General features: G+C 55.7%; 11 protein-coding genes. 5 read left to right on the top strand and 6 right to left on the bottom strand.

Annotated features, from left to right (window positions below; all coding sequences use genetic code 11):
* Positions 1 to 71: 71 nt before the first annotated feature.
* Positions 72 to 959 carry a branched-chain amino acid ABC transporter permease gene (locus tag DPF_RS08995; RefSeq protein ID WP_069859232.1) on the bottom strand — a complete coding sequence of 296 codons (888 nt, stop codon included), beginning with the start codon at positions 957 to 959 and terminating at the stop codon, positions 72 to 74.
* A 253-nt stretch (positions 960 to 1212) separates the two neighbouring features.
* Here DPF_RS08995 and DPF_RS08990 point away from each other — a divergent pair, with 253 nt between their 5' ends.
* From DPF_RS08990 to aat, 4 genes are all read left to right on the top strand, one after another.
* Complete coding sequence (locus DPF_RS08990; RefSeq protein WP_069859230.1) at positions 1213 to 1509, top strand: hypothetical protein; 297 nt, start codon at positions 1213 to 1215, stop codon at positions 1507 to 1509.
* A 207-nt stretch (positions 1510 to 1716) separates the two neighbouring features.
* A complete protein-coding gene (locus DPF_RS08985; protein WP_069859228.1) occupies positions 1717 to 2031 on the top strand; it encodes an ATP-dependent Clp protease adaptor ClpS in 315 nt (104 codons plus the stop codon).
* The gene (gene clpA / locus DPF_RS08980; RefSeq protein ID WP_069859226.1) at positions 2032 to 4248 is read left to right on the top strand and encodes an ATP-dependent Clp protease ATP-binding subunit ClpA; all 2217 of its coding nucleotides are present in this window, start codon (positions 2032 to 2034) and stop codon (positions 4246 to 4248) included.
* A 39-nt stretch (positions 4249 to 4287) separates the two neighbouring features.
* Positions 4288 to 5019, top strand: coding sequence for a leucyl/phenylalanyl-tRNA--protein transferase (gene aat / locus DPF_RS08975; protein ID WP_069859224.1), 732 nt, complete (start codon positions 4288 to 4290; stop codon positions 5017 to 5019).
* Positions 5020 to 5039: 20 nt separating this feature from the next.
* Here the strand turns inward: aat and DPF_RS08970 are convergent, their stop codons facing one another.
* Entirely contained in the window at positions 5040 to 6878 is a 1839-nt protein-coding gene (locus DPF_RS08970; protein ID WP_069859221.1) for a BRCT domain-containing protein, read from the bottom strand.
* Between the two features lie 285 nt (positions 6879 to 7163).
* On the opposite strand from DPF_RS08970, the gene dapB reads away from it, so the two are divergent.
* On the top strand, positions 7164 to 7946 hold the full coding sequence (gene dapB / locus DPF_RS08960; protein WP_069859217.1) for a 4-hydroxy-tetrahydrodipicolinate reductase: 783 nt from the start codon (positions 7164 to 7166) through the stop codon (positions 7944 to 7946).
* 57 nt (positions 7947 to 8003) lie between these two features.
* Here dapB and DPF_RS08955 read toward each other — a convergent pair whose 3' ends face one another.
* From DPF_RS08955 to carA, 4 genes are all read right to left on the bottom strand, one after another.
* Positions 8004 to 8930 (bottom strand): GDP-L-fucose synthase family protein, encoded by a 927-nt coding sequence (locus DPF_RS08955; protein ID WP_069859215.1) that lies wholly within the window; start codon positions 8928 to 8930, stop codon positions 8004 to 8006.
* Positions 8931 to 9002: 72 nt separating this feature from the next.
* Positions 9003 to 10088, bottom strand: coding sequence for a GDP-mannose 4,6-dehydratase (gene gmd, locus DPF_RS08950; protein WP_069859213.1), 1086 nt, complete (start codon positions 10086 to 10088; stop codon positions 9003 to 9005).
* A gap of 137 nt (positions 10089 to 10225) precedes the next feature.
* Positions 10226 to 11026: a tetratricopeptide repeat protein gene (locus DPF_RS08945; protein WP_069859211.1), complete on the bottom strand. Its 801-nt coding sequence runs from the start codon at positions 11024 to 11026 to the stop codon at positions 10226 to 10228.
* Positions 11027 to 11098: 72 nt separating this feature from the next.
* Complete coding sequence (gene carA / locus DPF_RS08940; protein WP_069859209.1) at positions 11099 to 12214, bottom strand: glutamine-hydrolyzing carbamoyl-phosphate synthase small subunit; 1116 nt, start codon at positions 12212 to 12214, stop codon at positions 11099 to 11101.
* Positions 12215 to 12239 lie beyond the last annotated feature (25 nt).

The following is a 12239-nucleotide window of genomic DNA, read 5'->3' as shown; positions in this document are numbered from 1 at the left end:
CCAGGCGGGCAAGAGGTGCACAGGAGCACCTGATTCCATGTTGTCTGGGCTGCCATCTGACATGTGCAGTCTCAAACTGCCTTTTCCCTGCGTAACGTTTTGGCCAACACATTGATCAAACCGTGATCCGGCCCCGAGGTTTTGCCGACAATGCCCTGGGGGCGGAAGATAAGGGTCAGGATGAGTAGCAGGCCATAGATCAGTTCCTGATAGTCGGCAAATGCCTGGAGGAATTCCGGCAGCAGAAAGAGAATGGCTGCGCCCATCAATGGCCCGAACACCGTGCCCATGCCGCCGAGAACGACCATGCACAAAAGCAGGATGGATGTGGACAGGCCAAATACGCCGGGCTGGATAAAGGTGATGAAATGGGCGTACAGGGAGCCGGCCACGGCCGCGAAATAGGCGGAAATCCCGAAGCAGAGTACCTTGATGGGCAAGGGAGAGATGCCCATGGTTCTGGCGGTTTGTTCTTCTTCCCGGATGGCGGTCAGGTTTCTGCCGAACTGGCCTGAACGCATGCGCCAGGTGACCAGAAGGCAGAGACCAACCCAGATCCAGACCGGGAGGAGGAATCCGGCTGCGGACAGGCCGAAATTGTCCAATCCGTACAGACCGTCGGGGCCGCCGGTGAATTCGAGATTCTTGATAGTCAGTTCGCAGATGATCCCGAAGCCCAGGGTAACCACGGCCAGATACTCGTCCTTGAGCTTGAGGGCCGGAGGACTGAGGAGGAGGGCAAACACCAGGGCGGGAATGCCGGAAAGGGGCATGAGCAGGGCAAAAGGAATATGGGGAAAGGCCTGTGACACAAGGGCGGATGTGTACGCACCCATGCCGAAAAACGCGCCATGGCCCAGGGAGACCTGACCGGAAAGTCCGACAATGATGTTCAGACTTGAGGCCAGCAAGACATAGATACCCCCGAGGGTGGCAAGGTGAAGGATGTAGTGAAGCATGGTGGTGTCCTTGGCGTGAATGAAGGGTGCTCCCTAGCATGTTTTGCTGCAAATCGTAAGATGCAAAATGGAGGCATCCCGGGGAGGGATGGAATTTTGGTTGAAATTTGACGTGGTATGCACAATGATCGTGATTCCCTGATCAGGGCGCTGCTGTTTTGACTTTACAAGCCCAAAGAAGGGATTACACAAATACAATGATCGGATTTTTCCAGGAAAAATCGACCGGTCACAAACATCAGGAGCAAAAAAAATGGCGGAAACCGTTGACGAAATAAGCATTGATTGGACTAATGAGGACGGAGAACAGCAGGTCAGGCAGATCAAGAAGCATGTCCTGACCAAGGGAGCCTGGTCAACGATCATGTTCGCCTATGAGGAACGCAATCGTCAAACCGGTGAATTCGGGCCTGTCAAATTCCGGGTCGGACGTTACCAGAAAAAGAATGGCCGGTATCTTCCCCACTCCAAGTTCAATATCTCTTCGGTCAAACAGGCCAGGGAGATTGTTGCCAAACTTCAGGAGTGGATGGACGAGGTGGAGGAATAGGGCAATGGCCCAACCCGGAACAGGCGCGAGCGCATGCGGTACTGTACCGGCGATTGAACCGGGGCGGCCTGTATCCTGGACATTTTTTTGCATGAGAATATACCGGTTGGGTGTCATGCCGGAGGATGTCCGGGATGCCTGCTCGTGGGGACAAGACGCCATGGTGGTATGTTTCTTTAATCAGCCTTTTGATCGAAGAGGGATGTGATGGCCCGGAACAACGACATGCCGGAACTGGAACCCGAGGACGTGATTGAGGACGAGCTCGACGAACCCAGACGGTTCAAGGTGCTCATGCACAATGACGACTACACGACCATGGAATTCGTGGTCGAGGTCCTCAAGCGCGTCTTCCACAAGAACGAGGCGGAAGCCAACCTGATCATGATGAATATTCACAAGAACGGGGTCGGTCTGTGCGGAATCTACACGGCCGAAATTGCCGAGACAAAGGTCTCGCTGGTGCATTCCATGGCTCATGGCAAGGGATATCCCCTCAAATGCACAATGGAAGAGGTGTAAATGATCAGCAGAGAACTGGAAAAGATCATCGCCCTGGCCATCAGGGAGGTGAAGGTGCGTCACCATGAATTTCTGACCCTGGAACATCTTTTGTTCGCCTTTGCCATTGATCCCGAGGGCAAGGAACTGCTGGACGGTGTCGGCGCGGACGTCCACCGGCTCAAGAATCTGCTTACCCGGTTTTTCCAGGAGCATGTGGAGGTCCAGCCGCACACGGATTACGAGATTGTCCAGACCATCGGGGTTCAGCGGGTCATGCAACGGGCCATGAACCATACCCGTTCGGCGGGCAAGGAGATTGTCCGGTCCGGGGATTTCCTGGCAGCCATGCTTGAGGAGCAGGATTCCTTTGCCGTGTATTATCTGACTTCCATGGGGGTCACCCGGCTGGGAGTGCTCGAATACATTTCCCACAATCCCGGACAGGAAGAGGAAGCCTCGGCCAAGCCTGGCAAGAAGTCCATGCTTGCCCAATACTGCGTGGATCTTGTGAAAAAAGCCCAGGAGGGCAAGATCGATCCCCTGGTGGGACGTGAGGACGAACTGCGGCGGGTCATCCAGGTATTGGCCCGGCGCAGGAAGAACAATCCTGTTTTTGTGGGCGATCCCGGCGTGGGCAAAACCGCCATGGCCGAAGGGCTGGCCTTGCGCATCGCCAAGCAGGATGTGCCTGAACCCTTCAAGAATGTGCGCATCTTTGCCCTGGACATGGGGGCCCTTTTGGCTGGAACCAAGTTCCGGGGGGATTTCGAGGCCCGTCTCAAGGGCGTGATCAAGGAAATCACCAAAATTCCCGAGGCCATTTTGTTCATTGACGAAATCCATACCATTGTGGGGGCCGGGGCCACCAGCAGCGGGACCATGGATGCCTCCAACATCCTCAAGCCTGTTTTGGGATCAGGAGAACTCCGGTGCATCGGATCAACCACCTTTGAAGAGTACAAGAACCATTTTGAAAAGGACCGGGCCCTGTCACGCCGGTTTCAGAAAATCGATCTCAATGAGCCGTCCATTGAGGAGAGCGTGAAAATTCTTGAAGGGCTGCGTCCCCATTACGAGGATTTCCACCAGGTCAAATACAGGCCCACGGCCCTGCGCGCGGCCGTGGAACTGGCCGCCAGGCACATCAACGACAGGTTTTTGCCCGACAAGGCCATTGACGTCATGGATGAGGCCGGAGCCGTGTTCCGGTTGAGCTCGTCCTCCAAAAAAAGCATCACCAAAACCGATGTGGAAAAGGTGGTTGCCCGCATGGCCGGCATCCCAAGCCAGAGCATCACCTCCTCGGAAAAGGACCAGCTGGGCAATCTCGAGGCCCGCATCACCTCCCAGGTGTATGGACAGGATGAAGCTGTAAAGACCCTGACCCGGGCCATCAAGCGGTCCCGGGCAGGGCTCGGGGATCAGCGCAAGCCTTCGGGATGCTTCCTCATGGTCGGTCCTACCGGTGTGGGCAAGACCGAACTGGCCCGTCAGCTGGCCAAGGCCATGGCCGTGGAGTTTGTCCGTTTTGACATGAGCGAGTACATGGAAAAGCACGCCGTGGCCCGGCTCATCGGTGCCCCTCCCGGGTATGTGGGGTTTGAGCAGGGGGGCCTTCTCACGGATGCAGTGCGCAAAAATCCCTATTGCGTTCTCCTGCTGGATGAGATCGAAAAGGCCCACGAAGACATGTTCAACATCCTTCTTCAGGTCATGGACCATGCCACCCTGACGGACAATAACGGGCGCAAGGCGGATTTCCGTCATGTTATTCTGCTTATGACCTCCAATGTGGGGGCCCGGGAGATGGCTGCGTCTCCCATCGGATTCGGAGCCACCAGCGCTTCGGATGTTTCCGATCGGGGACTCAAGGCGGCCGAAAAGCTGTTCAGTCCGGAATTCAGAAACCGTCTGGATGCCATTGTCCAATTCCATTCCCTGGATCAGTCCGTCATGGAAAAGGTGGTGGACAAGTACATTGCCGAGCTCAATGAACGTTCGGCTCCGCGCAAGGTCCGATTGGAGCTGACCCCCCAGGCCAGAAAATGGTTGGCTGACAAGGGATATGATCCGGCTTACGGCGCCAGGCCCCTGTCCCGGCTCATTGAACGAGAGATTGGAGACGTGGTTACCGACGAGATCCTTTTTGGCAAGCTCGCCAAGGGCGGTGTGGTCACCGTGGGATTTTCCAAGAAGTCAGGGCTTACCTTCCGTTATGCCAGTGCAGCCAAGTAATGGGGCGCCAATGATTAACCCTGCTGTCCAATAACCCTCATGCCTGTTTTCTATCTGTCCAGCGATCCCCTGTTTCCGGATCCGGAATTGGCCGAACCGGACGGCCTGCTGGCCGTTGGCGGTGATCTGCAGCTTGATCGCCTGGTCATCGCCTATTCCCGGGGGATCTTTCCCTGGTACAGTGAGGGCATGCCCATCCTGTGGTGGTCGCCAGACCCCCGTCCGGTCATTTTTCCGAAAAAGCTCCATGTACCCAGACGGTTTGAGCGTTTTTTGCGGCAACATCCCTTTCGAGTAACGGTTGATCGTGACTTTTACGGGGTCATTCAGGCCTGTGCCACCATGGATCGCGGGGATAACCAGGGGACATGGCTTCTTCCGGAAATGATCGAGGCCTATGAAAACATGTACCGCCACGGCTATGCCCATTCCGTGGAGGTCTGGAAGGCCGGAGAGTTGGTGGGAGGTTTCTACGGAGTGGCCCTGGGAAGGGTGTTTTTCGGGGAGTCCATGTTTCACCGCTGTTCCGAAGCGGCCAAGGTCGGTTTTGTTCTGTTTGTCCGCCATCTGGCCTCATTGGGATTTACCATGGTCGACTGCCAGCAGACCACGGCACACATGGTCCGCTTCGGAGCGCAGGAAATTCCGCGGCAACAATTTCTTGCCGGGATCAGGGACGGTATCCGGGGATGCCGTTTGCAAACGCATTTTGGTCGCGAGTTGCTTTTGCAGGGCGATCTGGCGGAGTATACGGATTGTGTTCTGGCGTAACGGCCCGTGAATGCCGGGTTTCAGGATGTGATCAGATCCAGAAATTCCTGTTCGGAAATGATTTTGGTGCCCAGCTTTTCTGCCTGGGCTTTTTTAGTGGCTCCTACCTTTTCACCGCATACCAGATAGTCTGTTGCTTTGGAAACAGCGCTTTGAACCCTGGCCCCCATGGTCCGGGCCATGTTCTGCATGTCCTGTCGGGTCCCGTGGACCATCTTTCCGGTGAACACGATGCCCTTGTCCTTGATGGGAGAATCCATCTGAGCCATCTCGGATGCCAGGGGGGTGTGCTGCAGATTGAACCCCAAGGCCAGCATATGCTCAATGGTTGATCGGATCCGTTGTATGCCCCTGGAAATGGATTGGCTGGTGATGGCGCCAAATCCGTTGATGGCCAGGATGTCTCCGGCCGTGATGCGGGTGATGGTATCAATGGGATGGTGTTCAAGGAGTTTGCGGCTGTCCCCCTTGCCGAGATCGGGAATGCCAAAGGCGGCCAGAAACCGCCAGTCTTCCACCGGCTTGGTCCTGCTGATGGTCAGTGCCTGATGGAGATTTCGGGATTGCACCGGGCCAAATCCCATGCGTATGAAATCCTGTTGGGTCAGGGCGTAGACCTGTTCCAGGGTATGTACCCCGTTGTCCACCAGCTTTTCTACGGTCTTGGTTCCGTACCAGTCGGCCGTGCCCAGGATGTTGAACCAATGCTCGATTGCCTGACGGATTTGCGCCGGACATTGCGCGTTGGGGCAGATGAGAAAATCATTGTCTTCCACAAGCGGGGTGGAGCAGACCGGACAGGTGTGGGGAATGTCCATGGTCTTTGCTTCTGTTATCACGGCCTCGAGTTTGGGAATGACCTCACCGCTTCGGATGATTTCAATGATGGCCCCTTTGCCGATACGCCTTTTTTTCAAGAAACCCGCATTATGGGCCGTGACCCGTTTGATGGTTGCCCCTGACAGGGGCACGGGTTCCACCAGCATGACCGGAGTAACCTTGCCGGTTCTGCCCACCTGCCAGAGGATTTTCCGGACCCGTGTTCTGGCGGTCTCTCCCTTGTCCTTGACCGCGATTTGCCACCGGTAGTGGTGGTTGGTGGCGCCCATGGCGTCCCTGATCTCCTGTTCCACGACCTCGACCACCAACCCATCCATGGGATAGTCCACTTTTTCCCTGAGGTCCTGTTTGATGGTTTCAATGGCCTTTACAAGCTCGTCACCGTTTCCCGTCCATTGGGGAAGGGTTGCGTAGGGGACAAAACGCACGGCCTTGTCCTCCAGAGCCTGCAGGGCCAGGGTGTTCACCGTATCCGATGACACAATGCCCACCACCAGGTTTCTGGGATGCTCGAATTTGTCGGCAAGGTGTTCCTGAAAATAGGAAAGGGAGATGACCAGCTCGCCCAGACCCAGGCCCCGTTGACCAACCACCTCGACCCCCTTGTCCAGGGCCGAAGTGATGTCGAACCCGGTCCATCCGTTGCCCCGCGAAGCAAGAATATGGCCGTCGTCGCGTCCGGCAAGACCGTCCAGTTTAGGCGTGACCCTGAAGGTGATGTGCTGGGGTTCCAGGGGGGCGGCTTCCTTGTAAACCCGATCCACAAACCGTTGGAGTTCGGCGATGGTGTAGGCCTTGTCCGTGGAAAGCATGGGCACGGGATGGCGGATTTCCTGCTTGTTGCTGAATACCTCGGGCTCGACCTGGTGCAAAAAGGGGTTGTCCGGATCAAGCCTGCGCAGGGTCTCGACCAGATTGTCGTATTCCGCATCGCTCACAAGAGGGTTCCCGGCCCTGTAGGCCTTGTTGTACGTGTTCAGGCGTTGGACCAGAATGGCGATGGAGGATGAATCAGGCATGATGGATTGTGGGGGTTGGATGTTGGGTACGAGGGCCGAAGAAGTTCAATCCATGTCCTGCCAGGGGTTCAGCATGGGTGCAGGATTGGAAACATGGGTTTTTAAGGGATACCGCGGGATTTGCCAAGAACAATCCATGGCCCTTTTTCAAGCCACAAACCCATTTGTCATCCTGTATACTCTTCGATATATGGCGTAATTGCGGTCATCAGACCGCGGTTGAAAATGGTCCGGGTGCAAGGTTGTTTGGGGTTTTGTGCCCATAATCATTCAAGGAGCATCATAATGAGTGCAGTACCTGTCATCATCATGGGGGCCAATGGACGCATGGGCTCCACATTGAGCCACATGGCTGTTCATGATCCGGAATTGGAACTGGCTGGTCTGGTGGAACGGAAAGGACGACAACACGGGCTGGAGGGGTTCGGGTGTCCGGTGGTTGAGGATGTCCGGGAGCTTTTGGATATTTCAGGTGCCGTGGTCATCGACTTTACGGCCCCTGCAGTCACCATGGATGTGGCGGCCAAGGCAGCCGAGAGGTCAGTCCCCCTGGTCATGGGAACAACCGGGTTGAACCAGGAAGAACTGGATCGACTCGAGCAACTGGCTTCAAGGACCCCCATGTTCTGGGCCCCCAACATGAGCGTGGGTGTCAATGCCCTGCTTCGCTGCCTGCCGGATCTGGTTCGCATCCTGGGAGAGGACTATGACCTTGAGGTCATGGAGATCCATCACAAACACAAAAAGGATGCCCCCAGCGGGACCGCTCTCAAGCTGGCCCAATGTCTGGCAAAGGCCAGGAACAAGGCACTGGATGACGTGGGCTGTTTTTCCCGGCATGGTATCATCGGGGAACGACCCAAGGGCCAGATAGGGGTGCAGACCCTGCGAGGGGGTGATGTGGTGGGGGATCATACGGTGTATTGCCTGGGACCCGGGGAACGCATTGAAATCACCCACCGGGCTCACTCCAGAGAGACCTTTGCCAGTGGGGCCCTGCGCGCCGCCAAGTGGATCGGTTCCCAGCAACCGGGAAGATTGTATACCATGGCTGACATGCTGGGCTAGTTGGCCGGCCTGTTCCCCCGTGCACCTGGTGCCATGCTGGAACAAGAGGCGTGCGGGTCATTGCCGGGCGTATTCCTGGTAGACCCGCATGATACCCTCTTCCAAATCGATTGTAGGTTTCCAGCCCAGCCCCCGTATGGTCGAGATGTCCAGAAGTTTTCGGGGGGTGCCGTCGGGTTTGGTTGTGTCCCAGAAGATTTCACCTTCATGTCCCACACATGACTGGACCATATGGGCGAGTTCCCTGATGGTCAGATCCTTGCCGCATCCGATATTCACCAGACGGGGAGCCATATCCCGGAGTTCCAGAAGGTGGACGCACGCCCTGGCCAGATCATCCACATGCAGGAATTCCCTCCGTGGCGAACCTGTGCCCCAGAGGGTGACGGGCCGGTGGCCGTCCAGTTTGGCTTCGTGAAATTTGCGGATCATGGCCGGGAGAACATGGCTGGTTTCCAGATCAAAATTGTCTCCGGGGCCATACAGGTTGGTGGGCATGGCCGACCAGTAGGTTGTGCCGTATTCCTGGTTGTAGAACTCGCACATCTTGAGCCCGGCGATCTTGGCAATGGCATAGGCTTCATTGGTGGGTTCCAAGGCCGAGGTGAGCAGGTACTCTTCTTTGATGGGCTGGTCCGCCAGCTTGGGATAAATGCATGATGAACCCAAAAAGAGGAGTTTCCTGACCCCATGGCGATGGGCTGCGTCAATGACATTGGTGGCAATGGCCAGATTCTGAAAGATGAACCTAGCCGGATGGGTGTCATTGGCATGAATGCCCCCGACCTTGGCTGCAGCCAGAAACACATGATCCGGACGCTGGCTTGCAAAAAAGGCATTGACAGCCTGCTGGTTGCACAGGTCGAGCTCCCTGTGGGTCCGGGTGATGATGTTCGTATAGCCTTTGCGTCTGAGTTCCCGGCACAGGGCCGAGCCCACAAGGCCTCGATGGCCGGCAACATAAATGGAATCGGTAGGTTGCATGATCAGCTCCCCCATGGAATATGGGATGTGATCGTGGGATGACCTGTCAAGGACGTATCGGCCACCCCGGGATCATTCATTGTGATTGAGTACGGAAAAACCGGCCTTTTGGCACAGGTTGTCCCGGTCGGCTTCCCTGAGATCGGTCTGGATCATTTCCCGGACAAGTCCGTCAAAATCCGATTCCGGTTTCCAACCAAGTTTTTCTCGGGCCTTGGTGGGATCTCCCAGCAGAAAATCCACTTCCGTGGGCCTGAAGTATCGCGGATCGACGCGCACAAGGATCTTGCCGGTACGTTCATCCCTGCCCACTTCATCAATTCCCTGACCGTCCCAGACAATGGAGATGGCCAGCTCGCCAAAGCTTTTTTCCACAAATTCCCTGACCGAATGGGCCTCTCCCGAGGCAATGACATAATCCTCGGGAGTGTCCTGCTGGAGCATGAGCCACATGGCTCGAACGTAATCCCTGGCATGGCCCCAGTCTCTTTGGGCATCAAGATTGCCGAGATACAGGCAGTCCTGCAGGCCGAGCTTGATGCGGGCGGCGGCCCGGGTGATCTTGCGGGTGACAAAGGTTTCTCCCCGCAGGGGTGATTCATGGTTGAAAAGGATGCCGTTGCAGGCAAACATGTTGTAGGCTTCGCGGTAATTGACCGTTATCCAGTAGGCATAGACCTTGGCCGCGGCATACGGGCTTCTGGGATAAAAGGGCGTGGTTTCCTTTTGCGGGGTTTCCTGGATCTTGCCGAACATTTCGCTGGTTGAGGCCTGATAGAACCGGGTGGATTGCTCCATACCCAGTACCCGGATGGCTTCCAGCAGGCGCAGGGTTCCCAGGGCATCGGAATTGGCCGTGTATTCGGGGGTGTCAAAGGAGACCTGGACATGGCTTTGGGCACCCAGGTTGTAGATCTCGTCGGGTCGGACCTGCTGGATGATTCGGATGAGGTTGGTGGAATCGGTCAGATCCCCGTAGTGCATGAAAAACCGGACGTCTTTTTCGTGGGGGTCCTTGTAGAGATGATCCACCCTGGCGGTATTGAACGAGGATGATCTCCGTTTGATACCGTGGACTTCATAGCCTTTTTCAAGAAGAAATTCTGCCAGGTACGATCCGTCCTGGCCGGTCAGACCGGTGATGAGCGCTTTTTTCATGAAGGCATCCCATGGAGAGTAGGAAAAGGTTGTGGTGCTTGACTGTCTGCTGTCAGCTCGTCTGTGCAGGTCGGGTCCGCAACGATGCACCATGCATAAAGCCTGGTGCATCCGAGGGACGTTTAGCCTGCCTGATTTCAGACATACTTCCTGGCAAACTTAAGCATCTTTTGTGCCTCTACAAAATCAGGATTGATCTCCAGCGCTTTGAGGGCTGTTTTTTCCACGTTTTTCCATTGCCGCCAGTCAATATACACCCGTCCCAGGTTGAAGAGAATATATTCGTCGTTGGGTGAAGTGGCTAAGGCGTGACGGTAGAATCGTTCGGCTTCTTCAAATTTTTTACTTCGGCGAAGGGCCATGCCCAGCTTGTTGAATACCCGGGGGGACTCGGGATTGTTTTCATAGGCGGCCTTGAGGTAGTGGATCGCCTCGTCATAGAGCTCTGCATTCAGAAAGCGTTCTCCAACCTCTGCCTTGAGTTCCATGTCATCGTTGAATTCCTGACACAGTTTGGCAAAAAGATATCTGGCCTTTTCGTATTCCTTGCCGTCCAGAGCTGCCTGGGCTTTGTCCAGCGCCTTTTGTTTCTTATTTTTCCACTCTTCGAGTTTGGCCAGAGCTTCCTTGTTCTTTTCATCCTGAAGGGTTGCAAGGAGTTCGTTGATGGTTTCGTGGAGCTCCATTTCTGTCCCCGGGGTATAGGAAATCAGCAGGGGGAAAATTTTTTTGAGTTCCTGGTCATGACCAAGCTGATAAACGGCCCGCTCGATTTGTTGTTCAAATTCCTTTTTTTCGTGTTTCAGGAACGTTGTACGCAGGAAAAAGGCCAATGCCTCGTGCAGGGAATTGACAGCCGCATACAGCTTTCCCTGTTTGAGCAGTGTGTTGACCCCGGCAAGCTGTTGTTTGATTTTAATGAATGCTGTGTTGCTCATAATGGTCTCCCAAGCTTGAACGGGTTGTTCGTGGGGGCGGTTAATACAGGGAACATAGTGACGTTCGAAAGGTTACCGGGTAAGCATGTCCTTGAATCGGGCGAAAAAATACCTGCTGTCATGGGGGCCGGGTGCGGATTCCGGATGATACTGCACGGCCATGATGGGTTTTGTGGTGTGTCTGAATCCCTCAAGGGTCTGGTCGTTCAGATTGACATGTGTGATTTCAAGGGTGTCAATACCCTGAACATCCACGCAGAATCCATGATTCTGGGAGGAGATTTCGATTTTTCCGGTGGTCAGATCCTTGACCGGGTGGTTGCAGCCATGGTGACCGAACTTGAGCTTGTAACTGGTACCGCCCAGAGCGAGCCCCAGGATTTGGTGCCCCAGGCAGATGCCGGCAATGGGATATCTGGAGGCCAGTTCCCCCACCGTGGCGATGGTCCGAGTCAGAACCGCGGGATCGCCGGGTCCGTTGGAGAGAAAGATGCCGTCGGGTGCCAGCTGGTCCACTTCCCGGGCGGTAAAGGTCGGGGGAACCACGATCATGTCCAGTCCCTGGGCGGCAAGAAGGCGGAGGATATTCCACTTGATCCCGAAATCATAGACAATCACCTTGGGGCCGCAACCGGACCATGCGGCCGGGGTCACTGGTTCATGAAGCTTGTCCGGGTGGCCGTTGACCCATTGGTAAGGACTTGTGGGGGCAACCACATCAACCAGGTTCTGACCTTCCATGGCAGGGATGCTGTTTGCCCTTGCCACCAGTTCCCGGGGATCGTTCTTGCCCGTGGCAATGACGGCCCGCATGGCGCCGTGGATGCGCAGATGTTTGGTCAGGGCTCTGGTATCCAGGTCATGGATGCCCATGACCCCGTGTTCCTTGAGATATTCGGGCAGGCTCTGGGTCGAGCGCCAATTGGAGGGCTTGGCACAGCACTCCTTGCAGATGAGGGCCGCTGCCTGGATCCTGTCGGATTCCACATCTTCGAGATTGACCCCGTAGTTGCCCATGAGCGGATAGGTCATGCAGACCATCTGGCCTCGGTAGGAAGGATCGGTCAGGATTTCCTGATAACCGGTCATGCCGGTGTTGAAGATGACTTCTCCCTGGGTTTCTCCCGGGCCGGTAAAGGATGAACATTCAAAGAAAGTGCCGTCTTCAAGGGCGAGAATCGCTTGCATAGAGGGTAACTCCGACATGGCAGGC

The organism is Desulfoplanes formicivorans, from assembly GCF_001748225.1.
Taxonomy (GTDB): Bacteria; Desulfobacterota; Desulfovibrionia; order Desulfovibrionales; family Desulfomicrobiaceae; genus Desulfoplanes; species Desulfoplanes formicivorans.
This window is presented reverse-complemented; position numbering and strand designations above follow the sequence as displayed.

Coding starts and splice junctions, on each gene's coding strand:
- DPF_RS08995 (WP_069859232.1), bottom strand. CDS start 959: ATGCTTCACTACATCCTTCACCTTGCCACCCTCGGGGGTATCTATGTC.
- DPF_RS08990 (WP_069859230.1), top strand. CDS start 1,213: ATGGCGGAAACCGTTGACGAAATAAGCATTGATTGGACTAATGAGGAC.
- DPF_RS08985 (WP_069859228.1), top strand. CDS start 1,717: ATGGCCCGGAACAACGACATGCCGGAACTGGAACCCGAGGACGTGATT.
- clpA (WP_069859226.1), top strand. CDS start 2,032: ATGATCAGCAGAGAACTGGAAAAGATCATCGCCCTGGCCATCAGGGAG.
- aat (WP_069859224.1), top strand. CDS start 4,288: ATGCCTGTTTTCTATCTGTCCAGCGATCCCCTGTTTCCGGATCCGGAA.
- DPF_RS08970 (WP_069859221.1), bottom strand. CDS start 6,878: ATGCCTGATTCATCCTCCATCGCCATTCTGGTCCAACGCCTGAACACG.
- dapB (WP_069859217.1), top strand. CDS start 7,164: ATGAGTGCAGTACCTGTCATCATCATGGGGGCCAATGGACGCATGGGC.
- DPF_RS08955 (WP_069859215.1), bottom strand. CDS start 8,930: ATGCAACCTACCGATTCCATTTATGTTGCCGGCCATCGAGGCCTTGTG.
- gmd (WP_069859213.1), bottom strand. CDS start 10,088: ATGAAAAAAGCGCTCATCACCGGTCTGACCGGCCAGGACGGATCGTAC.
- DPF_RS08945 (WP_069859211.1), bottom strand. CDS start 11,026: ATGAGCAACACAGCATTCATTAAAATCAAACAACAGCTTGCCGGGGTC.
- carA (WP_069859209.1), bottom strand. CDS start 12,214: ATGCAAGCGATTCTCGCCCTTGAAGACGGCACTTTCTTTGAATGTTCA.